Source organism: Saccharothrix mutabilis subsp. mutabilis (assembly GCF_039521145.1).
GTDB lineage: Bacteria > Actinomycetota > Actinomycetes > Mycobacteriales > Pseudonocardiaceae > Actinosynnema > Actinosynnema mutabilis.
In genome coordinates this window covers 155501-178410 of record NZ_BAAABU010000012.1, presented here as the reverse complement: position 1 = coordinate 178410, position 22910 = coordinate 155501, and the positions used below count along the sequence as shown (strand labels likewise).

General features: G+C 72.1%; 24 protein-coding genes. 8 read left to right on the top strand and 16 right to left on the bottom strand.

Annotated features, from left to right (window positions below):
- Nucleotides 1–29: 29 nt before the first annotated feature.
- The 4 genes from ABD126_RS24660 to ABD126_RS24645 all read left to right on the top strand — a co-directional run bounded on the left by ABD126_RS24660 (nt 30) and on the right by ABD126_RS24645 (nt 4688).
- Nucleotides 30–1526, top strand: coding sequence for a PucR family transcriptional regulator (locus ABD126_RS24660; RefSeq protein ID WP_343936269.1), 1497 nt, complete (start codon nt 30–32; stop codon nt 1524–1526).
- A 68-nt stretch (nt 1527–1594) separates the two neighbouring features.
- A complete protein-coding gene (locus ABD126_RS24655; protein ID WP_343936268.1) occupies nt 1595–3079 on the top strand; it encodes a DUF7782 domain-containing protein in 1485 nt (494 codons plus the stop codon).
- Nucleotides 3076–3501: a D-aminoacyl-tRNA deacylase gene (gene dtd / locus ABD126_RS24650; protein ID WP_343936267.1), complete on the top strand. Its 426-nt coding sequence runs from the start codon at nt 3076–3078 to the stop codon at nt 3499–3501. Before ABD126_RS24655 ends, dtd begins: the two co-directional genes overlap by 4 nt.
- 194 nt (nt 3502–3695) lie before the next feature.
- A complete protein-coding gene (locus ABD126_RS24645) occupies nt 3696–4688 on the top strand; it encodes a sigma-70 family RNA polymerase sigma factor (RefSeq protein ID WP_343936266.1) in 993 nt (330 codons plus the stop codon).
- Between the two features lie 338 nt (nt 4689–5026).
- Here the strand turns inward: ABD126_RS24645 and ABD126_RS24640 are convergent, their stop codons facing one another.
- Nucleotides 5027–5326, bottom strand: coding sequence for a hypothetical protein (locus ABD126_RS24640; protein WP_343936265.1), 300 nt, complete (start codon nt 5324–5326; stop codon nt 5027–5029).
- Between the two features lie 89 nt (nt 5327–5415).
- Between ABD126_RS24640 and ABD126_RS24635 the strand changes: the two genes are divergently transcribed.
- The gene (locus ABD126_RS24635; protein WP_343936264.1) at nt 5416–7083 is read left to right on the top strand and encodes a fumarate hydratase; all 1668 of its coding nucleotides are present in this window, start codon (nt 5416–5418) and stop codon (nt 7081–7083) included.
- Here ABD126_RS24635 and ABD126_RS24630 read toward each other — a convergent pair.
- From ABD126_RS24630 to ABD126_RS24580, 11 genes are all read right to left on the bottom strand, one after another.
- On the bottom strand, nt 7067–7414 hold the full coding sequence (locus ABD126_RS24630; RefSeq protein WP_343936263.1) for a MerR family transcriptional regulator: 348 nt from the start codon (nt 7412–7414) through the stop codon (nt 7067–7069). The two genes, ABD126_RS24635 and ABD126_RS24630, sit on opposite strands and share 17 nt — an antisense overlap.
- Nucleotides 7415–7429: 15 nt before the next feature.
- Nucleotides 7430–8167, bottom strand: coding sequence for an SDR family NAD(P)-dependent oxidoreductase (locus tag ABD126_RS24625; protein WP_343936262.1), 738 nt, complete (start codon nt 8165–8167; stop codon nt 7430–7432).
- Nucleotides 8168–8201: 34 nt separating this feature from the next.
- Nucleotides 8202–9131, bottom strand: a complete 930-nt coding sequence (locus ABD126_RS24620) for a hypothetical protein (protein ID WP_343936261.1) — start codon at nt 9129–9131, stop codon at nt 8202–8204.
- Nucleotides 9132–9161: 30 nt separating this feature from the next.
- Nucleotides 9162–9674, bottom strand: coding sequence for a hypothetical protein (locus ABD126_RS24615; protein ID WP_343936260.1), 513 nt, complete (start codon nt 9672–9674; stop codon nt 9162–9164).
- 222 nt (nt 9675–9896) lie between these two features.
- Nucleotides 9897–10373 carry a hypothetical protein gene (locus ABD126_RS24610; RefSeq protein ID WP_343936259.1) on the bottom strand — a complete coding sequence of 159 codons (477 nt, stop codon included), beginning with the start codon at nt 10371–10373 and terminating at the stop codon, nt 9897–9899.
- A 51-nt stretch (nt 10374–10424) separates the two neighbouring features.
- A complete protein-coding gene (locus ABD126_RS24605) occupies nt 10425–11537 on the bottom strand; it encodes a hypothetical protein (RefSeq protein ID WP_343936258.1) in 1113 nt (370 codons plus the stop codon).
- Nucleotides 11534–12790: a glucarate dehydratase family protein gene (locus ABD126_RS24600; protein ID WP_343936257.1), complete on the bottom strand. Its 1257-nt coding sequence runs from the start codon at nt 12788–12790 to the stop codon at nt 11534–11536. Before ABD126_RS24600 ends, ABD126_RS24605 begins: the two co-directional genes overlap by 4 nt.
- Nucleotides 12787–13689: a 5-dehydro-4-deoxyglucarate dehydratase gene (locus tag ABD126_RS24595; protein ID WP_343936256.1), complete on the bottom strand. Its 903-nt coding sequence runs from the start codon at nt 13687–13689 to the stop codon at nt 12787–12789. The genes ABD126_RS24600 and ABD126_RS24595 overlap by 4 nt, the downstream gene beginning before the upstream one ends.
- A gap of 8 nt (nt 13690–13697) precedes the next feature.
- Nucleotides 13698–14573 carry a carbohydrate ABC transporter permease gene (locus ABD126_RS24590; protein ID WP_343936255.1) on the bottom strand — a complete coding sequence of 292 codons (876 nt, stop codon included), beginning with the start codon at nt 14571–14573 and terminating at the stop codon, nt 13698–13700.
- A complete protein-coding gene (locus tag ABD126_RS24585) occupies nt 14570–15514 on the bottom strand; it encodes a carbohydrate ABC transporter permease (protein WP_343936254.1) in 945 nt (314 codons plus the stop codon). The genes ABD126_RS24590 and ABD126_RS24585 overlap by 4 nt, the downstream gene beginning before the upstream one ends.
- A gap of 5 nt (nt 15515–15519) precedes the next feature.
- Nucleotides 15520–16848, bottom strand: a complete 1329-nt coding sequence (locus tag ABD126_RS24580; protein ID WP_343936253.1) for an ABC transporter substrate-binding protein — start codon at nt 16846–16848, stop codon at nt 15520–15522.
- A gap of 122 nt (nt 16849–16970) precedes the next feature.
- Between ABD126_RS24580 and ABD126_RS24575 the strand changes: the two genes are divergently transcribed.
- The 3 genes from ABD126_RS24575 to ABD126_RS24565 are packed head-to-tail and all read left to right on the top strand — an operon-like array spanning nt 16971 to nt 20104.
- A complete protein-coding gene (locus ABD126_RS24575; RefSeq protein WP_343936252.1) occupies nt 16971–17753 on the top strand; it encodes an IclR family transcriptional regulator in 783 nt (260 codons plus the stop codon).
- 48 nt (nt 17754–17801) lie between these two features.
- Nucleotides 17802–18614 carry an NAD-dependent epimerase/dehydratase family protein gene (locus ABD126_RS24570; protein WP_343936250.1) on the top strand — a complete coding sequence of 271 codons (813 nt, stop codon included), beginning with the start codon at nt 17802–17804 and terminating at the stop codon, nt 18612–18614.
- On the top strand, nt 18611–20104 hold the full coding sequence (locus tag ABD126_RS24565; RefSeq protein WP_343936249.1) for an aldehyde dehydrogenase (NADP(+)): 1494 nt from the start codon (nt 18611–18613) through the stop codon (nt 20102–20104). The genes ABD126_RS24570 and ABD126_RS24565 overlap by 4 nt, the downstream gene beginning before the upstream one ends.
- 135 nt (nt 20105–20239) lie before the next feature.
- Here the strand turns inward: ABD126_RS24565 and ABD126_RS24560 are convergent, their stop codons facing one another.
- The 4 genes from ABD126_RS24560 to ABD126_RS24545 form a co-directional block, all read right to left on the bottom strand.
- Nucleotides 20240–20449 (bottom strand): hypothetical protein, encoded by a 210-nt coding sequence (locus ABD126_RS24560; RefSeq protein WP_343936248.1) that lies wholly within the window; start codon nt 20447–20449, stop codon nt 20240–20242.
- A gap of 10 nt (nt 20450–20459) precedes the next feature.
- Nucleotides 20460–21284, bottom strand: a complete 825-nt coding sequence (locus ABD126_RS24555) for a pentapeptide repeat-containing protein (protein WP_343936247.1) — start codon at nt 21282–21284, stop codon at nt 20460–20462.
- Nucleotides 21285–21849: 565 nt separating this feature from the next.
- Nucleotides 21850–22029 (bottom strand): DUF397 domain-containing protein, encoded by a 180-nt coding sequence (locus ABD126_RS24550; protein WP_343936246.1) that lies wholly within the window; start codon nt 22027–22029, stop codon nt 21850–21852.
- On the bottom strand, nt 22026–22880 hold the full coding sequence (locus tag ABD126_RS24545; RefSeq protein WP_343936245.1) for a helix-turn-helix domain-containing protein: 855 nt from the start codon (nt 22878–22880) through the stop codon (nt 22026–22028). Before ABD126_RS24545 ends, ABD126_RS24550 begins: the two co-directional genes overlap by 4 nt.
- Between the last annotated feature and the right edge of the window lie 30 nt (nt 22881–22910).

Below are 22910 nucleotides of genomic sequence, written 5' to 3'. Positions count from 1 at the left end.
TTCGCGGCGGGTGACCGTACGATCCGACCGTGGTGGCCCTTGATCGGCTGGTGGACGTGCTCGGCAGCCTGGGCACGCACCTGAGCTGCGCGCCCCGGGGCCGGGACGTGGAGCTGCGCGGGGTGGCCCTGCACGACCCCGCCGAGCCCGCGACCGCCGCGCCCGACGACGTCCTGCTCGGCCTGGGCGTGCCGACCCCCACCGCCGCCGCCCGCCTGGTCGGCTCGACCGCCGCGGCGGCCGTGGTCCTGCACGGCCGGCCGCCGCTGGACGAGCGGGTGGTGGCCGCCGCCAAGCGCTCGGGCGCGGCGGTGCTGCTGGTGGAGCCGTCCGTGGCGTGGGGGCAGCTGGCGAACGTGGCGCAGACGCTGGTCCTGGGCGGGCAGCGCAAGGGGTCCGGTGACCTGTTCGCCGTGGCCGACGCCATCGCCGCCGTGGTGGGCGGCCCGGTCACCATCGAGGACCAGCAGTCGCGCGTCCTGGCCTACTCCTACCGGCAACAGGGCGTGGACCAGGTGCGCGTCCAGACCATCCTGGGCCGGCGGGTGCCCGAGGAGGCCCGGCAGGCCCTGGACGAGTACGGCGTGTTCACCCACCTGTCCCGCAGCGACGAGCCGCTGTTCGTGCCCAAGCTCACCGACCAGCTCGGGGGCCGGCTGGTGGCCGCCGTCCGGGCCGGCCGCGAGCTGCTGGGTTCGGTGTGGGTCGAGGTGGACCGGGACGTGGACCAGGCCCGGCACGCGGCGCTGGCCGACGGCGCGCGGACCGCCGCCCTGCACCTGCTGCGCGCGAGGGCGTCGGCGGACCTGGAGCGGCAGGCCGAGGCGGACCTGGTGATCGGGGCCCTGGACAGCGGCGCCAACCTGCCCCGCCTGGGCCTGCCGACCACCGACCTGCGGGTGATCGCCGTGCAGGCCCACGCCGGCGAGGGCGAGCACGGCGCGGCGCTGCTCGCGTTCGAGCGGGCCACGGCGGGTTTCGGCTGGTCACGGCCGGGGCGCAGCGCCCTGTTCGGGAACGTCCTCTACACCGTGCTGCCGTGCGGCGACGACCCGTCGGCGGCGGTCGAGTGGGTCCGCTCGCTCAGGCGCGAACTGCCGGCGGAGGTCGTGGTGGAGGCCGGCATCGGCGGTCGGGCGGAGGCCGCCCAGCTCCCGGCGTCGCGCCACGAGGCCGACGAGTGCCTTGCGCTGTCCGCGGGCGAGCCGGTCGTCTACGACCACGCTTGGGCGAAGGTCCTGCTCCGGCGGCTCGCGGCGGTGGCGGCCGGCGGTCGGTTGCCGGTCCGGGGGCCGGTGGCGGAACTGGTCCGGCACGACGAAGAGCACGGAACGCACTACGCGGCCACCTTGCGGGCGTGGCTCGCGGCGCAGGGGGACGCGCGGGAAGCGGCCCGCGCTTTGTCGGTGCACCCGAACACCTTGCGTTATCGGATGCAGAAAATGGCCGAGGTGACCCCGTTGCCGTTGGAGGATCCGGATCAGCGGCTCGCTATGGCTATCGCTCTGGCTATCAGCGCGCCTTGAATGGGCGTTTTCCGTCGTGAAGGGACCCCGAGGCGAGCGGGTCGGGCACCGGGGCGGGAGAATCCGGTGTGCTTCCAGACCTTTCTCCTTCGCTGACCGCGCGCCTGCGCGGCGCGTTCCAGAACGCCGGGTACGACGCTGACGGGGTCGTGGACGTCCTCGGGCCCCAAGCGCACGCCGCGCTGGGCCGCGGTGAGCCGGAAGCCGCCCGGCGGGCCTCCGCGGACGCGGGCGGGTTGGGCACGTTGATCCGGCTCTTCCTGCTCGGCGACGCCGAGGACGCCGCCGCCGTGCGCACGGCGCTGGACGGGCTCGACCTCGACGAAGCCGTCGGCGCGCAGCTGCTGGTGCGCGACGGGGACCGGGTGCGGGCCGGGTTGGACGTGCGGCCTTACGGGGACGACGAGGGGTCCTGGTGGGTGATCGCCGACCTCGACTCCGAGCAGCGCGGCGGGCCCGTGCCGGCCGACCACGTGCTCGGCGTCGGGCACGCGTCGATCAGCCTCGCGCGGGCCACGTCCCGGCGGCCGGTGGAGACGTTGCTCGACCTCGGCACCGGGTGCGGGGTGCAGGCCCTGCACGCCAGCCGGCACGCGCGCAGGATCACCGCCACCGACCTGTCCGAACGGGCCCTGCGGCTCGCGGACGCCACCTTCCGGCTCAACGGGATCGACGTGGAGCTGCGGCAGGGCGAGTGGTTCGCGCCGTTGCGCAACCGGCGGTTCGACCATGTCGTGTGCAACCCGCCGTTCGTGGTGGGTCCGCCGCGGGTCGACTACGTCTACCGCGACTCCGGGCTCGGCGGGGACGACGCCAGCGCGCTGGTCGTGCGGCAGCTCCCGTCCTTCCTCAACGAAGGCGGGGTCGGGCAGCTCCTCGCCTCCTGGCTGCACCGGCGGGGCGAGGACTGGGCGGACCGGGTGTCGCGGTGGCTGCCGCGCGGCGTGGACGCCTGGTTCGTCCAGCGCGACGTCGCCGACCCGGCGCTCTACGTCGGCACGTGGCTGCGCGACGCGGGCGTGGACCCGCGGTCGGCGGAGGGGCGCGCGAAGGCGTCGGCCTGGCTGGACTGGTTCGCCGAGCAGGACGTGGAGGGCATCGGCTTCGGGTTCGTGACCCTGCGGCGCACCGACGCCGCGCACCCCGAGGTGGTGTGCGAAGACCTGCGCCACGCCTACGACGACCCGCTGGGGCCGGAGTCCGCCGCCTGGCTGGACCGGGTCGAGTGGCTGCGCACGCACGACGCCGACGCCGTGCTCGCCACCCGGTTCACCGTGCCGGAGACGGTCCTGCTGGAAGAGGTCTCCGCGCCCACCGAGGACGGCTGGGAGTCCGTCGTGCGCCGCCTGCACCGCACGGACGGGCCCGGGTGGCAGCACGAGCTGGACGAGACCGCCGCGCGCCTGCTGGCGGGCTTCCGGGGCGCGTTGCCGCTGGAGGACCTGATCACGCTGCTCGCCTACGCCGACGACGTCCCCGCCGAGGACCTGGCGCGGGCGGCGCTGCCGATCGTCCGGGAGCTGGTGCGGCACGGCATGGTGGTGCCGGCGTGAGAGCGGTCGTGGCGCGGGTCACCGAGGCGGAGGTGACCGTGGACGGCGAGCGCGTGGGCGCGATCGACGAGCCGGGGTTGCTGGTGCTGCTGGGCGTCCACGCCGAGGACACCGAGGCCAAAGCTCCCTTGATGGCGCGGAAACTGCACGAGTTGCGCATCCTGCGCGACGAGGAGTCGTGCGCCACGACCGGTGCGCCGCTGTTGGTTGTGAGTCAGTTCACACTCTACGGCGAGACGCGGAAGGGTCGGCGGCCGTCCTGGACGGCCGCCGCCCGGCCCGAGCACGCCGAGCCGTTGGTCGACGCGGTCGTCCGGGAACTGCGCCAAAAGGGCGCGCGGGTGGAAACGGGCCGGTTCGGCGCGATGATGTCGGTGCGGAGTGTGAACGACGGTCCCTTCACCGTGTTGGTGGAACTCTAGATCCTTCTCAGCCAAATCTCAGGATTCGTGGCGCAACCGCTGTGACGGCAGTGACGTCTCTCAGATCGGGGAGGCGGGAACCATTTCGCACCGGCGAACGTTTCCCCCGATGACAGCCGAAAGGCAACCTCGCGCAGCGCAGCGCGGGATGCGTGACCGCACTGCCAGCCCGCGAACAAGGGGGAGGGAGCTCCATGACCGTCCCGAAGGTCCTCGACCGCGAGGTCGAGAGCGACACGACCACCACGAGCGCCGAGTTCGACCTCGACGCCCAGGGCCCGGCCGCCGACCTGGTCCGGGTGTACCTGAACGGGATCGGGAAGACAGCGCTGCTCACCGCGGCCGAGGAAGTGGAACTCGCGAAGCGGATCGAGGCGGGGGTCTTCGCCCAGCACATGCTGGAGACGGGTGCGAACCTGTCGGCCACGCGCAAGGGGGAACTGCGCCAGCTCATCCGCGACGGCCACGTCGCGAAGAACCACCTGTTGGAGGCGAACCTCCGCCTGGTCGTCTCGCTGGCCAAGCGCTACACCGGCCGCGGGATGCCGCTGCTGGACCTGATCCAGGAGGGGAACCTGGGTCTGATCCGCGCGGTGGAGAAGTTCGACTACACCAAGGGCTTCAAGTTCTCGACCTACGCCACGTGGTGGATCCGCCAGGCGATCACCCGGGGGATGGCGGACCAGGGCCGCACCATCCGGCTGCCCGTCCACCTCGTGGAGCAGGTCAACAAGCTCGCCCGGATCAAGCGCGACCTGCACCAGCAACTGGGCCGCGAGGCGACCAACGACGAGTTGGCGCGCGAGTCGGGCCTGACGCCGGACAAGGTGGCCGACCTGCTCGACCACGCGCGCGACCCGGTGAGCCTGGACATGCCGGTCGGCGCCGAGGAGGACGCCCCGCTGGGCGACTTCATCGAGGACTCCGACGCGACCGACGCGGAGAGCGCCGTCATCTCCGGCCTGCTGCAGGACGACCTGCGCCGCGTGCTGGCCACGCTGGAGCCGCGCGAGCAGGCGGTGATCCGGCTGCGCTACGGCCTGGAGGACGGCCAGCCGCGCACGCTCGACCAGATCGGCAAGCAGTTCGGCCTGTCCCGCGAGCGGGTGCGCCAGATCGAGCGCGAGGTCATGGCCAAGCTCCGCCAGGGCGAGCGGGCCGCCAAGCTGCGCGCTTACGCCAGCTAGTGATCGTCGCTCACCGGCCGGTGATCGCGGGCTTCGGCCGGCCGGTGCGCGGATCACCCGTTCAGCCGGGTTGACTTGTGACGCCGATCACGGCACGGTCGCGTGTTACACGAGCTTTGCGACACCCCCGCCCCATCTCGCGGGGGTCGTCGCACGCTGAGGAAGGTCGGGGCGGTCGGGGGCCGGCCCGGCCTTCCGTATTTTCTGCCGCGACTCCGTCGCGGCGGCTCGGCCGCCTGGAGTCGGCTCATCGCGCCGCGTTTCCCGCCGATCGGAAAGCGTGATCGGCGGGAAAGGCGGCGCGACAAGCCGACGCGGCCTCGCGGGGTGCGTGGTCGTCAGCTCAGGTATTCGGCTAGTTTTTGGCGGAAGAACGTGACATGTGAGTCGTGCTCGGGACCGCGGTAGCCGCGTGGGGTTCCCTCGACAATCATGATCAGGCACAGATACGCGCGGTACAGCGCGATTCTCGTTTCTTCCGCCGGCGTGAACGGTTCCGTGCGGCCGTAGCCCGCCAAGGAGTCCGCGTCGACGTCCGCGAACAGCGCCACGGTCGCCAGGAACGCCGACCGCCACGTCGAACCGCCGGCGTCGAGTTCGCCGACACCCAGCCGCCGCTTCGAAGCGCTCTCCACCACGACGCGAATCACACCACGGTGGAGGGACCGGACCGGACCGCTCGGTATAGGTTCGTTGGAACCCGAACGCGCGCAAGGGAGCCCGCGACGTGCCCGCAGTGCCCACCACAGCTTTCGAGTACACCGACGTCCTGCCGCTCGGCCCGGACACCACCACGGAGTACCGCCTGGTCACCTCCGACGGCGTGTCCGTGGTCGAGGCCGCCGGCCGGAAGTTCCTCCAGGTCGAGCCGTCGACGCTGACGCTGCTGGCCAAGGAGGCCGTCCGCGACATCCAGCACCTGCTGCGCTCGTCGCACCTCAAGCAGTTGCGCGCGATCGTCGACGACCCCGAGGCCAGCGGCAACGACCGGTTCGTCGCCATGGACCTGCTGCGCAACGCGTGCATCTCCGCAGGCGGCGTGCTGCCGATGTGCCAGGACACCGGCACGGCGATCGTCATGGGCAAGCGCACCGAGTCCGTCCTGACCGGCGGCGCCGACGCGGAAGCCCTGTCGCGCGGCATCTTCGAGGCCTACCAGGAGCTGAACCTGCGGTACTCGCAGATGGCCCCGGTCACCTTCTGGGACGAGAAGAACACCGGCACCAACCTGCCCGCGCAGATCGACCTGTTCTCCGCGCCCGGCACGGAACCCAAGTACGAGTTCCTGTTCATGGCCAAGGGCGGCGGTTCGGCGAACAAGACGTTCCTGTACCAGGAGACCAAGGCGCTGCTCAACCCGGCGCGGCTGGCCCGGTTCCTGGACGAGAAGCTGCGCTCGCTGGGCACCGCCGCGTGCCCGCCGTACCACCTGGCCGTGGTCGTCGGCGGTCTGTCGGCCGAGCAGAACCTGAAGGTCGCCAAGCTCGCCTCCGCCCGCTACCTGGACCACCTGCCGACCGAGGGGTCCGCGGCCGGCCACGCCTTCCGCGACCTCGACCTGGAGCAGCAGGTCCTGGAGCTGACCCGGAACTTCGGCATCGGCGCGCAGTTCGGCGGCAAGTACTTCTGCCACGACGTGCGCGTGATCCGGCTGCCCCGGCACGGCGCGTCCTGCCCGGTGGGCGTCGCGGTGTCGTGCTCGGCGGACCGCCAGGCCAAGGCGAAGATCACGCCCGAGGGCGTGTTCCTGGAGCAGTTGGAGCGCGACCCGGCGCGGTTCCTGCCCGACGTCGAGGGCGAGGACCTGTCCGACGAGGTGGTCCGGATCGACCTGACCCGCCCGATGGCGGAGATCCGCGAGACCCTGTCGAAGTTGCCGGTGAAGACCCGCGTGTCGCTGACCGGCCCGCTGGTGGTGGCCCGCGACATCGCGCACGCCAAGATCAAGGAACGCCTCGACGCGGGCGAGCCGATGCCGCAGTACCTGAAGGACCACCCGGTGTACTACGCCGGTCCGGCGAAGACGCCCGAGGGTTACGCGTCCGGCTCGTTCGGCCCGACGACGGCCGGCCGCATGGACTCCTACGTCGAGCAGTTCCAGGCGGCCGGCGGCTCGATGGTGATGCTGGCCAAGGGCAACCGGTCGGCGCAGGTGACCAACGCCTGCCAGACGCACGGCGGCTTCTACCTGGGCTCGATCGGCGGCCCGGCGGCGCGGCTGGCGCAGGACTGCATCCGCCACGTCGAGGTGCTGGAGTACCCGGAGCTGGGCATGGAGGCGGTCTGGAAGATCGAGGTGGAGGACTTCCCGGCGTTCATCGTGGTGGACGACAAGGGCAACGACTTCTTCGCCGAGACCTCCGCGCCGACCTTCCAGATCACCTTCCGGAAGTAAGCGCCGAGGCGAGCTGGTCGCGGACCCGGACGAGCGCCCCGATGCGCTCGTCCAGGACCGCCAGCCTGCGGCGGGCCACTTCGACCAGCGCCGGATCGGGGTCCGCCGCCAGCACGTCGCCGTCGAGGCAGCACCGGAAGTGCGCCACGTCCTCCAGCGTGAGGCCGTGGTCCAGCAGTCGCCGGATGTTGCGGACGCGCGCGACCGCCGTGTCCGGGTAGACGCGGTAGCCGTTGGGCAGGCGGGTGGACTCCAGCAGCCCGTTCTCCTCGTAGAACCGCAACGCCCGCGCCGACACCCCGCCGGCTCGCGCCAACTGCCCGATCTTCACCCGCCCGACGGTACGTCATGCCACGACGGCGCCCCCGTCCACCGGCAGCACCACACCGGTCGTGAAGGCGGCCTCGGGGCTCGCCAGTCGGGTGATCCAGAACGCCACTTCCTCCGGCTGCCCGATCCGCTTCAGCGGGACGTGCGCGACCAGGGCTTCCCGCAGGGCCGCGTTCTGCTCCGGTGTCAGGCCCTGGTGCAGCCCGATCGGCGTGGCGATCGGGCCTGGCGCGACGGCGACCACGCGCACGTCCGGCGCGAACTGCACCGCCCAGCTCCGGGTCAGCGACTCCAGGGCGCTCTTCAACGCCGCGTACAGCGCTCCGCCGGGCATCGGCCAGCCGCGCTGCCCGATGGACGTGCTGACGTTGACGATCACGCCCTTCGACGCGGCCAGGTGCGGCCGGGCGGCCTCGGCGAGGTGGGTCGGTGCCAGCAGGTTGGTCGTCAGCATGTCCAGCGCCGCGTCCCGGTCGTGGCCCTGCCGAACCACGCCGGCGTTGTTGACCAGCACGTCGAGCCGGCCGAACTCGCGCACCGCCGTGTCGATGACGACCGGGGGCGCGTCCGGGTCGGCGATGTCGAGGACCAGCGGGCGGATGCCGGGCAGGCCCTCGGCGGTCTCCGCGAGCCGGGCGGCGGTGCGGCCGACGACCAGCACCCGCGCGCCCCGCTCGGCGAAGGCGCGCGCGGTGGCCCGCCCGATGCCCGTGCCGCCGCCCGTCACGATCACTGCCTTGCCGTTGAACGTCATGCCGCGAACGTAAAGATTGACGCCCGCGTCAAGGTCAAGCGCGCGGCCACCACACGCGGGCGTCGGTGGTCGGCAGGCCGCGCAGCAGGGCGCCGCGCGGGGCGGTGCTGAGGAGTTCGAGGACCCACGCCGGCTCGGCAGGGTGGACCGGGTCGGTCAGCGCGGTCAGGATCGTCCGGTTCGCGCAGCCCGCGTCGGCCAGGGTGCGGGCCAGTTCCGGCGCGGCGGCCGGGTCGCGGTCGGTGACAGCGCGGTCGAGGAGCTTGCCGACCGCCAGGGGTTCCAGCCAGGCCGGGTCCACGGCGGCGGCGAGGGTGCGTTCCGCTTGGTCGAGCAGGGAGCGCCAGTCCGCCCACGGGAAGTCCGAGCCGCGCGTCCGGGTGCTGTAGAGGTCGGTGCCGTCGAACGTCGACATGTCCTTGTGCACGCTGTAGTTGCCGTCGGTGTCCCGGTGCCACACCACGGCCTGGTGCCGGAAGTCCGCATCGCCGGCGACGTCCTGCGCGGCCGGCCAGTAGCCCTCGGCGTCCTTCGGCTTGAGGCCGGTGAACGCGGCGTGCAGCAGCGAGCGGATCGTCTCGACGTCGTCGTACGCGCTGACCACGACGAACCGGCTCAGCAGCGCGAGGCCCGGACCGGGGTGGCGCAGGTCGGGGTCGAGCAGCGCGGCGGCCCGGCACACCAGGTCCAGTTCCTCCCAGCGCAGGGCGTGCGGGTGGAAGTGGGCCTCGTCGGACCAGCCGACGGTGACCGGCTCGTCCGCGCCCGGCGCCCGCAGGCCCAGGTCGAAGTACGAGTCGCTGATGTCGAGGTCCAGCGAGTACCCGCCGCCCACGGGGAAGGCCAGGACGTGGCTGTCCTGGTCGAAGTACTCGTCGTAGCCCTCGAAGTCCTCCTCGAAGCAGTACATCGCCCAGAACTTCGGGTCCGCCAGGGCGGAGTTCAACGCGTCGGGGATCGCCATCCGCCGAATGCTAGATCACCCGAACGGGTGTCATGCGGTGTCCTCGCGGCTCTCCAGGACGACCCGGCGGTCCCCCAGCGGGGCGTCCAGGGTGACGTTCAGCGGCACGTCGTAGAACTCCTGCGTGCACACCCCGCCGCCGGCCGGCGGGTAGTAGGTCGTCACGAGCGTGATCCGCACCTGGTCCGCCGCCTGCGCGGTGACCTCGGCCGACGCCCGCTTGCACCCGCCGGCGAGTCCGACGACGCGCAGGGTCCGGCCGTCCGCGGAGGCCTGCACGTCCTTCTTGTACAGCTCGGACAGGGTGCCGGCGTCGATCCGCTCGGCCGGGACGGCGGTCGGGCCACCGGGCAGCGGCTCGGCGCTGGACTGCGGTGGCGGTGCGGGGCGGTCGGTCGCGCCGGGCGATGACAACGTTGTCGAAGGCGATGACGAGGCCGTGGCGCCCGGTTGGGTGGTGGATGGACCGGGTGCGCCGGTGGGCGTGCCGCCGGTGCAGCCGGCGAGGGCCAGGGCCGCGAGGGCGGCGGCGAACTTCCTCATAGCCGTAGGACGGTACTTCGGCGCGCAAGGGTTGCAAGGTGCCCGGCCGACGGGGCAGGTCGACCGGGCACCGGGGGGGAGGTGGAACGTCGGCCGCCGCTCGGGCGCGGCGGACGGTGGTCCCGCCGCACGGCAGCGGCGGGCGATCGGTGGTCCCGCCGCACGGCGGCGGCGGGCGATCGGTGGTCCCGCCGCACGGCGGCGGCGGGCGATCGAGCGGACCTACTTCTGGTCCTGCCGGGTGGTCAGCACGACGGCGCGCTCGCCCAGCGGGGCGTCGAGCTTCGCGGTCAGCGGCGGGTAGCGGATGTCCATCGTGCAGACCTGGGCGTCCTTGGGCGTGGTCTCCACCATGACGACCTTCACCACCTGCGGCCCCTGCTCGGCGATCTCCACGCTGGCCTTGCCGCAGCCCGCTTCCTGCGCGACCAGGCCGAGGGTGCTGCCGTCGCCCTCGGTCCACACGGTGCGCGGCCGGTCCTCGGGCACGGCGGCGGCGTCGACCTTCGCCTCGGGCACCTCCTTGGCGCCCGGTGGCACGGGGCTGTCGAACCCCGGCTCCTCCGAGGAGGGCGGGGTGCTCGTCGCGGTGGTCAGCGTGGGCCCGCTGTTCCCCGGCGCCACCGACGGCTGGGTCGAAGCGCAGGCGGTCAGCAGGAGCAGCGCGCCTGCGCCGATGACGGTTCCTAGGCTTCTCATGTCGGAAGGACGGAGCCGCCCGCGCGCCGGGTTGCTCCGCCCTTTTCACAGTTACCCGTTCAGGTGATCCCGGACGCCGTGGACGGCGTGCCGCAGCGCATCCAGCCGGGCCGCCGAGGCGAGTCCGGCGTGGTAGACGTGGAACTCCTCCACCCCCGCCTTCGCGTAGGCGAGCCACTCCGCCAGCAGCGCGTCGCCGTCGGCGGCGCGCGGCGGCAGGCCCAGGACGTAAGCCGCCGTCCGCACGTCGAACGCCCGCAACGCCTCGATCGCGGGCACCGCCACCTCCGGCCCCGGCCAGCAGGTCAGCGTCAGCACGTCCACGTCGGCCCCGATCCCGTCGGCCACCGTGGCGAACGGCCCGGTTCCCCACGGGTCGGCCGTGGCGTGCACGACCACCCGCACGTCACCGGCCGGCGCCACCAGCTCGCGCCGCAGGTCGCGCGACACCGCCGTCCGCACCGCCCGGACCGCCGGGGCCGACTCCCCCAACGCCTCCTCGACCGAGGTCGCTCCCCCGTCCACCCCGGCGCGCACCGCCTCGGCGGTCCCCTCGGGGTACCGTTCGGCGCACACCGGGCAGAAGCACAGCGACAACAGCTTCTGCTGCACGGGAGTCCAGTCCGTGCCGTCGGTCTTCTCGTGGTGGCCGCCGTGCACGAACCCCAGCGGGCCGCACGCCTCCAGCACGACCCCGTCGGGCTGCCCGAGTTCGAGCACTTCCGACACCAACGCGCGCGCGTACTCCACGACGTCGGGCTGCGCCGGGCACAGCGCGTACGGATAGGCGTCGCCGAAAGCGTTGCGCACCACCAGATCCGGATGCGCGTCGCCGAGCACACTGCTGTGCGTCAGCACGGTCCACGCGTACACCGGCAACCCGGCCGCCTTCAGAGCGTCCGAGGCGCGCCGGTACGAATCCGGCTCCACCCAGGACGGTTCAAGGGGCACCAGACGACCGAACTCCTCCCGCCGCACCGGAAGGTAGAACGCCGCGTGCCGGGCGTCGACCAGCCGGTGGTCGGGGTGGAACGGCGTGGCCGCGCGCACGGTGTGGTACGCCGCCGCGAGCGCCACGGCGTCCACGCCGAGCCCGGACACCCGTTGCACGGCCGTAGGGTCACCGACGATGTCCCACGGGTAGACGTGGGCGACGGTCGTCACCACCGGGGGCGCTTCCTCTCGTAGGTCGGGTCGTGCTGCTGCATGTACCCGGTGTCGTCGCGCTGCACGAGCCCGCACTTCTCGTAGTTCTCGGCCAGCCGCGCGAGGGCGTCGCGGTCCAGCTCGACGCCCAGCCCGGGGCCGGTCGGCACCGGCACGGCGCCATCCACGAAGGACAGGCGCTCGACCAGCACGTCCTCCGCCGAGTTCCACGGGTAGTGCGTGTCGCAGGCGTAGTTGAGGTTCGGCGTGGCGGCGGCGAGGTGGGTCATGGCCGCCAGGCTGATGCCCAGGTGCGAGTTGGAGTGCATGGACAGGCCGATGCCGAACGTCCGGCAGATCGCGGCCAGCTCCTTGGACCGCGACAGCCCGCCCCAGTAGTGGTGGTCGGACAGGACCACTTGCACCGCCCCCAGCTCCACCGACCGCGCGATGTGCTCGAACGCCACCACGCACATGTTGGTGGCCAGCGGCAACGGCGACGACCGGGCGACCTCCGCCATGCCGGCGATCTCCGGCGACGGGTCCTCCAGGTACTCCAGCACGCCGTCCAGCTCCGCGGCGACCTGCAACGCCGTCGCGGGCGTCCACGCCGCGTTGGGGTCCAGCCGCAGCGGGTGGTCCGGGAACGCCGCCCGCAACGCCCGGACCGCCTCGACCTCCTGCTCCGGCGGGAACACGCCGCCCTTGAGCTTGATCGAACCGAACCCGTGCCGCTCCACGAGCATCCGCGCCTGGGCGACGATGCCGTCCGGGTCGAGCGCCGCGCCGAACCCGTCCGGCTCGGCGCCGGGGTGGCCGTCCCACTTGTAGAACAGGTAGGCGCTGTACGGCACGGCGGACCGCACAGCGCCGCCCAGCAGGTCCACCACCGGACGCCCGAGGGCCTTGCCCCGGATGTCCCACGTGGCGACCTCGAACGCGGCGAACACGCGGTCCACAGTGGACTCGGCGGTCAGCTTGCCGGTCAGGCCGTGCCGGTCGGACCCGGTCTCCCCGCCCAGCGCCGCGGTGACGCGGGCGTGCAGGCCGTTGAGGTCGTGGACGTCCAGGCCGACCAGCGCGGGCGCGACCGCGCGCAGCCGGGTCAGGTGGCCGATGTCGCCGTAGGTCTCGCCGAGCCCCGAGACGCCCTCGTCGGTGTGCACCTCGACGATCGTGCGCAACGCCCACGGCTCGTGGCAGCCCACGGAGTTCAGCAGCGGCGGGTCGGCGAACGCGACCGGCGTGAGGTCGATCGAGGTGATCTTCACGCGGCCAGCTCCCGTCCGGCCGCGACGATCTTCTCCAGTTCCGCCAGGTGCTCGTCGGTCGGGTCCAGCAGCGGCGGGCGCACGCCGCCCACGTCCAGGCCGGTCGCCCTCACGGCCGCCTTCACCAGCGCCACCGCGTACCCCGGCACCTGGTCGCGCAGCTCCACGAACGGCCGGTAGAACTCGGTCAGGTAGCGGCGGACCAGCTCGTCGTCGCCGTCGCGCACGGCCTGGTAGAAGCCCAGCGAGATGTCCGGCGCGAAGCAGAACACCGCCGACGAGTACAGGTCCACGCCGATGCCCCGGTAGGCGGGCACGGTCAGCTCCGCCGTGGGCAGGCCGTTGAAGAACTGGAACGGCTTGTCCACCGCGGCCCGCACGGCCAGCACGATGCGCTGCAACAGGTCGATGTCGCCCAGGCCGTCCTTGAAGCCGACCACCGTGGGCAGCGACGCGACCTCCACCGCCGTCTCCGGCGTGAACACCGCGTTGTTGCGCTGGTACACGATCAGCGGCAGCTCGGTCGCGCCCGCCACCTCGGCGACGTAGCGGACCAGTCCGCGCGGCGGGTTGGTCACCAGGTACGGCGGCAGCAGCAGCAACCCGTCCGCGCCGGCGTCCCGGGCCGCGCGGGCGAAGGCCTTGGCCACCGGCAGCGGACCGCCCGCGCCCGCGAACACCGGCACCCGCCCGTCGGTCGAGGAGACCGCCACGGCCACCGCGCGCTCGAACTCCGCGAGGTCCAGGGCGTGGAACTCGCCGGTGCCGCACGCGACGAACACCCCGCCCGCGCCCGCCGCCACCCCGCGCTTCACGTGCTCGGCCAGCACGTGCTCGGCGACGGCCCCGTCCGGGTCGAACGGCGTCACCGGGAAGAACAGCACCCCATCGAGTTGCATACCGACCTTCATCCCTTGATCGCTCCGGTGGTGATCCCACGCAGGAAAGACTTTTGCAGCGCCAGGTACACGAGCAGGCTCGGCACCAGCGCCAGCAGCGCCCCGGCCAGCACGATGCCCGGCCCGACCTGGTCGTCGGAGCGCAACGACAGCAGGGCGACGGTCAGCGTGTAGTCGGACGGGTCGGTGGCCACGATCAGCGGCAGCAGGTACTGCTCCCAGATCATGTTGAAGCCGAACACGGCGACCACGCCCAGCGCCGGCTTGCACAGCGGGAGGATGATCTGGGCGAAGATCCGCAGCTCCCCCGCGCCGTCCACGGTGGCCGCCTCCTCGATCTCAACCGGGATCTCCTTCATGAACTCGGTCATGACGAAGATGGAGAAGCCCCACGCGCCCAGCGGCAGGATGACGCCGAGCAGCGTGCCCTTGAGGCTGATGCCCAGCACCGGGAGGTCGCCGATCACCAGTGACAGCGGGATGGCGATCACCTCCTCGGGCAGCATCATGGTGGTGAGGACGGCCAGCAGGACGATCGCCTGACCGCGGAACTTCTTGCGCGCCAACGCGTAGGCGGCGAACACGCTGACCGAGAGCTGGAGCAGCAGCGCGCCGCCGGCGATGATCAGCGAGTTGCCCAGGTAGTGCCAGATCCGGTTCTCGCCGGCCGCGGCGAAGTTGTCCAGCGACGGGTTGTCCGGCACCACCGAGAGCCGGGTGGGGTCGGGGTTGTCGTCGAACGCGCCGGAGAAGATGGTGAGCAGCGGCCCGGTGAAGAACAGGACCGCGCCCACGCACAACAGCACCCGGACGCCCCGCGACACCCACGCCGACCGGTCGGAGCGCCAGCCCAGCGCGGTCTCGCACTTCTCCGCGACGCTCATGTGGCCTTCCTCCTCCGGTAGAGCTGGACCGTGACGGTCAGCGCGAAGGTGATGAGGAACAGCAGCACCGATCCCGCCGACGCGATGCCCAGTTCGTTGCGCTCGAACGCCACCGAGAACACGCGGGTCATCCACACGTCGGTCGAGCCGGCCGGTCCGCCGCCGGTGAGCACGTAGACCTCGGTGAACGTGCGCAGGCCCCGGATGGCCGCGAGGGTGAGCAGGATCGTCACCACCGGCCGCAGCGCGGGCAGCGTCACGTACCGGATGCGCTGCCACGTCGAGGCCCCGTCGATCTCGGCGGCCTCGTACTGCTGCCGGTCGATGCCCGCGAGCCCGGCGAGGATCAGCACCATGTCGTAGGGGGCGCTCTTCCAGACGCCCACCGCCATCACCGACCAGAGCGCGGAGTCCGGGCTGTCCAGGAAGGTCAGCGGACCGAGGCCGACGAACGACAGGATGTTGTTGATGAACCCCTCGGGGGCCGGGTAGTACAGCAGCCGCCAGATCTCGCCGATCACGGCGGTGGCCGCGACCACCGGCAGGAACACCGCCGACCGCACGAACCACAGCGACCGGGCGTGGCCCTCCAGCACCAGGGCCAGCGCGAACCCGATCAGCATCGCCCCGGTGGTCTGGCCGGCGGCGAGCAGGAACGTCCGGCCGATGGCCGAGCGGAACCGGTCGTCCTCCAGGATGCGGACGTAGTTGTCCATGCCCACGAACAGGTCACCCAGGAACGGCCGCACCTGGAACAGGCTGAGCCGGATCCCCTCGGCCATCGGCACGTACTTGAAGACCACGAACAACAGCAGTGCGGGCGCGAGGAACAGCCACGGGGTGGCGCCCGTGAGGCGGCGCTCGCGGCGCCGCCCCACGGGGTGGGGGCCGACGGCACCGCCGCCGTTGGCCGTCGCCCCCACGTCTCGGGCGGTCTCCACCGCCGTCACCCGGCCATCCCCTGGGCGGCGAGTTCCTCCTTGAGGTTCTCGGCGAGCTTGCCCAGGTCGCCCTTCACGTCGGTCGAGCAGGTGGCGAGGATGCCGTTGAGGCCTTCGGCGGTCTGCTGCCGGAACGGCTGGAAGTTGGGCAGGCTCGGGAACGGCTTCGCGCTGTCCTGGTAGAGCTTGGCCACGGTGTTCCAGCGGGCGTCGCGGTAGACGGTTCCCACGTCCACGTTCTTGTTGACCGGCAGCCGGACCACGGGCTGCGTCTCGCCCTCCATGCCGGCCCGCTGCGCGCCCGCGCTGATCAGGAACTCGGCGAGCTTCTTCTGGTCGGCCACCCGCGGCGACCCGGCCATGAGGTAGATGTTCTCGCCCTCGGCCAGCGACCCGACGCCCGCCGGACCGGCCGGTGGCGCGATGACCTCGTACTTGTCCTTGCCCAGCTTCTGGTCGAAGCGGCCGAACATGTACGGGCCGGTGTGGTAGATGCCGGCCTTGCCGGACTCGAAGAACGCGTGCGCGTCGTTGGTGTTGAGCGTCAGCGCGCCGGGCACGACGACCTTGCTGTCGCAGAACAGCCCGCGGATCCACTCGACGGCCTTGACCGACTCGGCGGAGTCGATGGCGACGGAGTACTTGTCGCCGTCGGCCTTGACGATGTCGCCGCCCGCTTGGAGCAGGTAGCTCGACGCCCACCAGGCCAGGTAGCCGCGGTCGGTGGTGCCGGGGACGAGCATCCCGTAGGTGTTGGCCTGGCCGTCGCCGTCGGGGTCCCGCGTGGTGAACGCGGCGGCCAGGTCGGCGAGGTCGGCCCAGTTCCGCGGCAAGGGCTTGCCGAGCTTCTCGCGCCAGTCCTTGCGGATCAGCGTCACGAACGCCTGCGCGGAGAACGGGACGCCGTAGTACTTGCCGTCCGCGCCCTTGGCGCTCTCCCAGGCGCGTTCGACGATGTCGCCGTTGCCGACGACGGAGGAGCGGTCCAGCTCGGGGACCAGGCCCTGCCCGACGAGCGTGCCCAGCGAGCCGGTGTCGTTGATGATCACGTCCGGCAGGTCCTTCGAGGCCGCGCGCTGCTGCAACTGCTTCTCGAAGTCGGTGAAGATCGGCTTGTAGTCCACCTTCACGCCGGTCTTCTGCTCGAAGTCGGCGAAGAGCTGCGCGTAGACCTTCGCGGGCGCTTCGGTGCTGCGCGTCCACACCTCGAACGGCGCGTTCGGGTCCTGCTGGACCTGGGCCCCGCCGGAGGACGTGGTGCCGCACGCGGAGCTGACGAGTCCCACGACGGCCAGCGCGGCGGCAGCGGTGACGGACCGGCGGGATGTTCTCATGAGCGCCCTCCTTGTTCACATGTGTGAAACGGAGTCGTACTTGTGAACGTGATGGGCGGACTGTAAGAATCGCCACTGCGACGTGTCAAGAAGCGCGTCTCAGTACTCACCGGGGAGGACAGGTGACTGGTCCCGCGTCACCCGCACGGCCGAACGCCGTCAAATCGGCCGACCGGACGGTGGAGTTGCTGGAGGTGCTGTCGGCGTCGGAGCGCCCGCTGACGCTGACCGAGCTGCACCGCGAGCTGAGCTACCCCAAGTCGAGCCTCTACATGCTGTTGCAGACGCTCGTCGCCCGCGGCTGGGTCGAGCTGGACACCACCCGCGGCACCTACGGCATCGGCGTGCGCGCCCTGCTGGTCGGCACCTCGTACCTGGACCACGACCCGGTCGTGCAGGTCGCGATCCGGGTCATGGAACAGGTGCGCCGGGAGATCAACGAGACGGTCCACCTGGCCCGCCTCGACGGCTCCGACGTGGTGTACCTGGCCAGCCGCGAATCCGAGCACCACCTCCGGGTCGTCTCGCGCGTGGGTCGCCGCCTGCCCGCGCACTCGACGTCCCTGGGCAAGGCACTGCTGGCCGCCCGCACACCGCAGGAGGTGGACGCGATCCTGCCGGCGCAACTGACACCGCTGACGCCCAACACCGTGGTGGACCGGGGCGCGCTGCACACCCAGCTGGCCGGGTTCCGGTCCGTGGGGTACGCCCACGAGCGCGAGGAGAACACCCCGGGTCTGGGGTGTTTCGCCGTGGCTCTCCCCTATCGCTCGCCGGTGCTGGACGCGATGAGCTGCTCGGTGCCGCTGGGGCGACTCACGCCGGAACACGAGAAGCAGGTCGTGGACGCGCTTTTGCACGGTGCTCGAACGATCACCGAACTGCTCCGCCAGTTCGGCCGCTGACCGCGAGGCCGCCGGAGGCGCGCCGAAGACACAGCGAAAGGTTTCTCCGTGACCCAACGCATCCTGATCACCGGTTCCGCCGGTGGGGTGGGCACGCTCATGCGCACCCGGCTCGCCGCGCCCGGCCGCGTCCTGCGGCTGCTGGACATCGGCGAGCAGCCGCCCGCCGCCGACGGCGAGGCCGTCGAGGTCGTGCGGGCCTCGGTGACCGACCAGGCCGCGATGGACGCAGCGTGCGAGGGCGTCGACGCCGTGATCCACCTGGGCGGGCACAGCCTGGAACAGCCCTGGGCGCAGATCCTGGAGGTCAACGTCAACGGCACGCACGTCGTGCTGGAGGCCGCGCGCCGCAACGGCGTCCGCCGGGTGGTCCTGGCCAGTTCCAACCACGCCGTCGGCTTCTACGAGCGGGCGTCGGGCGAGGCGGGCGACTACCTGTTCCCGCAGCCGGACACCTACTACGGCGTGAGCAAGGTGGCGCTGGAGGCGTTGGGCAGCCTGTACGCGAGCCGGTACGGCATGGACGTCATCGCGATCCGCATCGGGTCGTGCTTCGAACGGCCCAAGGACGCGCGGATGCTGTCCACGTGGCTGTCGCCCGACGACGGCGCTCGACTGTTCGAGGCGTGCCTGTCCGCGCCGTCGCCCGGGTTCCGGGTGGTGTGGGGCGTCTCGGACAACACGCGGCGCTGGTTCTCCCTGGACGAAGCGCGTGCGCTGGGCTACGAGCCGAAGGACGACTCCGAGGTGTTCGCCGCGGACGTCCCCGAGGGCGACCCGGACTCGGTGGCGCACCGGTACCTGGGCGGCATCTGGTGCGGACCGGAGTTCGACACGGCTGTGCGGGAGGCGGGTCGGTGACCGTCGTGCAGGGCTACGACCCGCGGACCGGGGAGCCGTTCGGCGAGCCGATCCCCGCCACCACCGACGACCGGGTGGACGCGCTGGCGCGGGCCGCCGCGGACGCGTTCCCCGCGTGGTCCGCGCTGCCGGCGGCGGACCGGGCGGACGTGCTGGAACGGGTGGCCGACGCGCTGGACGCGTCCGCCGAGTCGCTGGTCGCGGTGGCGGACGCCGAGACGGCGCTGGGCGTGCCGCGGCTGAGCACCGAGTTGAAGCGCACCACCAACCAGCTGCGGCTGTTCGGCCAGGTGCTGCGGGAGGGCGGCTACGTCGAGGCCGTGCTGGACTCGGCCGACCCGGACACCATCCCGCCCCGACCGGTGCTGCGGCGCATGCTCCGTCCACTCGGGACGGTCGCGGTGTTCTCGGCGTCGAACTTCCCGTTCGCGTTCTCGGTCGCGGGCGGGGACACGGCGTCCGCGCTGGCGGCCGGGTGCCCGGTCATCGTGAAGGCGCACTCGGCGCACCCCGGGACCTCCCGCGAGACCGCGCGCGTGGTCGCTTCGGTCGTGCCGGACGGGGTGTTCGGGATCGTGTACGGCACCGAGGCGGGCGTGACGCTGATCAAGCACCCGGCGGTGCGGGCGGTCGGGTTCACCGGGTCCACCGGCGGCGGGCGGGCGCTGTTCGACATCGCGCAGGGCCGGCCGGACCCGATCCCGTTCTACGGCGAGCTGGGCAGCGTGAACCCGGCCGTGGTGCTGCCGGGCGCGGCGGCGGCGCGGCCGGAGGAGGTGGCGACCGGGTTCGCCGGGTCGCTGACGCTCGGGGTCGGGCAGTTCTGCACCAACCCGGGGCTGCTGTTCGCGCCGGAGTCGCTGGTGCCCGCGCTGGCGTCCGCCGTCGACGGCACGACCGGCGGCGCGATGCTCAACGAGCGGATGTCGGACTCCTACCGGTCGGGCACCGCGGAGCTGGTGGCGTCGGGCCTGGCCAAGCAGGTCGCCGCGGGCACCGCGCCCGAGGCGGGCTTCACGGCCGCGCCGAAGCTGTTCGAGGTGCCGCTGGACGTGTTCGCCGACAACCTGGAGAAGCTGACCGAGGAGCACTTCGGGCCCGCCGGGATCGTCGTCACCTACACCGACCCGGAGGACCTGCCGGACGTGCTGCGCCGGCTGCCGGGCACGCTGACCGGCACCGTGCACGCGTCGGACGACGAGCACGAGCTGGCGGGGGCGGTCGCGTCCGCGCTGGGCGGGGTCGCCGGGCGGCTGATCTTCAACGGGTGGCCGACCGGGGTGGCGGTGGCGTGGGGCATGCACCACGGCGGCCCGTGGCCCGCCACCACCAACCCGCTGCACACGTCGGTGGGGGCGACCTCGATCCGGCGCTGGCTGGCCCCGGTGACCTACCAGTCGTGGCCGGACGCCCTGCTGCCGGCGGAGCTGCGCACGGACAACCCGCTGGGCATCCCGCGCCGCGTGGACGGCGTGCTGGGCGTGCACTGACGGCCGAGGCGGCCCGGCGGGTGCGGCGCGCTGTGGGCGGCGTGGTCCTCGCACGGCCCCGCCCCCGCCGGCCCTCACTCCACCTGAGCAGGCGGGTCGGCGCGGCGGGTCGGCCCACCTGCGCGGGCGGGCGCGTCAGTCCGGCGTGCCCGCACCCCAGGGGCCCGGCGGGTGGGGCGGTTCGGGTGGCAGGATCGCGTGCTTGTAGCGCCACGTGGTCCCCGGTCTTCCGCCGAAGCACTGGCCCTTCGCGTACTGCTGGAGGCCGCTGCCGTCGCCGGGCGGGTCCGGGTAGTACCACCCGTCCTGCCAGGCGGTGCCGTTCGGGCAGTTCTGCTCGCTCATCCCGCTCTCCTCACTGCCCGCACCCCTGCGGCGCGGGCGGGTAGTCGTCGATGGCGCCGGCGCGCAGGGCGGCGGCGAAGTCGAGCGTCGCGCCGGTGAAGTCCGCTCCCCGGACGTACGCGCCGGCCAGGTTCGCGCCGTCGAGGTCGGCACCCGCCAGGTCCGCGTCGGTCAGGTCGGCACCGGAGAGGTCCACCCGCTCCAACACGGCGCCGCGCAGCGTCGCCCCCGCCAACCGCGCCCCCACCAGCGACGCCCCGCGCAGGACCGCGCCGACACCGCCCGGCCCCACCGCCTCCGGGGCGTCCAGGCGGGCGCTCGACAGCGACGCGCCACGCAGGTCGGCTCCGATGAGCGACGCGTGCCGCAGGAAGGTCCCGTCGAGGTTCGCGCACCGCAGCTTCGCGCCGACCAGCAGGGCGCTGTCCAGGCACGACAGGCTCAGGTCCACGTCGTCACCCGCGTCCAGGCGCGCCACGGCCGTCAGGGCCGCGTGGACGTCGTGGCGGGCCGACCCGACGTCGTAGAACTCCTCCACCTCGCACGCCGCCCCGCCACCGGGCGTGATGTGCCGCTCGCTGCGGATGAAGGCCGTCAGGACCGACACCACGGCCACCCGGTGCGTCCCCGAGTCCCGTGCGATCTGCTCCAACGCGTGCACCGCGCCGAGCCGCACCTCGAACCGCCCGTGGGCGAGCTGCTCGACCGCCTTGCTGTACCGGTCGGTGAGCTGACCGCGCTCCGCGATCCCGATCTGGTCCCGCGTGGCCTGCAACGACAGCGCCGTGAACACCAACGCCCCCACCGCGGCCAACGCCGAGACCAGGGCCGACACCTGAGCCCAGTCCCGTCGCCGCCCACGCCTCCCCCGCCTGGTCGCCACCCGCCCCACTATCGGGGCCGGTTCTCGGCAAAGCGCCGCTCATCACCCGACCGGGTAACTAAAACCGCACTCCCGGGTGGCTCCGAACACGCTCAGTCAACCCCAGCGCCACCACCGCCCCCACCACGACCAACACACCATTAATGTCCACATAGGACGCCTACACGACAGTCCACTTTAGACTATGAAGATCCAGCGAGGTCTCGCCGATCAACTCCCGCGAGAGAGTTGCTATGACACACAACTTCTCAGAGCGAAGCCTGGGCACCGCCGGCGGCCCGGGACGGCGCAAACCGTGGCGGCGTCACATCTCGAACCCCGTGACGCCACAACAATTCGACGGCCGAACGACCACATCCGAAGTCACCGCTGCCGAGAAACCTGCGGAATCACGCACATGGAGTCATTCGGTCCTCAATGGACCGTGGCCCCCGCGTCACTCGACCGGCCTAGCGCGACCCGGACGACACCGCCCGCGGGCGAACGCGGGCGGCGGCGGCGGAATCGTGAGAATCGGTCAGCTTTGGCGGAGTGCGGAGAGGAACGCCCGGAACGGACCGTCCCGAAAGGTCAGTTCCAGCCCGGGTTTCTTGCTGTCACGAACAACAACCGCGGTCGTGGGGCCGACCGCCAGCTCGACGCAGTTGTTGGCCGCGCCCGAATACGAGCTTCTACGCCACGTCTTCTTCGTGTTCATGTTTCCTTCAGTGCGGTTGCCAGTTCTCTGATCAGCGAAGCCGAGTCCTTGGGCGGGAGAGCGACCTCGCCGGCCATGTCCTGGAAGTGAAGCAGGTACTTCTCCACATCGGCAGGGTTGTCGACCCACTTCCCACCGCCGGCGTACTCCAGGTACACGGTGGAGGGATCGCCTTCCTCGAACAACAGGGCGGTCGCGCCGCCGCCCGACATGGTCCCGTACGCCCCGGCGCCGAACGGGATCACCTGGATCGTGATGTTGGTCTGCTTCGACATGTCCAAAAGGTGCGATAACTGCGCAACCATCACCTCTGGTCCGCCGACCACCCGGTGCAGCGCGGCCTCGTCGATCACCGCGTGCAGCTTCAGCCCGGGCAGCCGGCGCTGCCTGCTCGCCAGCGCCGCCACGGCCTGCTCCACCGACACCGACGCGTCCACGAAGCGCCGGCCCGCCAGGCGGATCGCCGCCGCGTACGCCGCGGTCTGGAGCAGGCCCGGGATGACGATCATCTCGATGGTCCGCACCTCGGTCGCGTCCGCCTCCTGCCGCGCGTACGTGCGCGCCTCGGGTGTGAACGCGGCGGCGTTGGCCAGGCGCGTGGAATCCTGCTTCGCGTCCTCCCACAGGGCTTCCGCCTCGCGCCGCTCCTCGCCGGTGGCCCCGTAGAGCGCCAGCAGCGCGCTCAGCTCGGTCCAACTCGGACTGATGTAACCGTTTTCCATCCGGGACAACGTCGACTGCGTCTTGCGGGTCAGCGCGTGGTAGTCGATCTCCGTCTTGCCGGCGCGCTTGCGCAGTGCGTTGAGGAACTGCCCCAGCTTGCGCTTGCGTCGGGTTTGGACCGCTGCCATTCGCCCTCGCTCCTCGTGAAAAGACTGCGA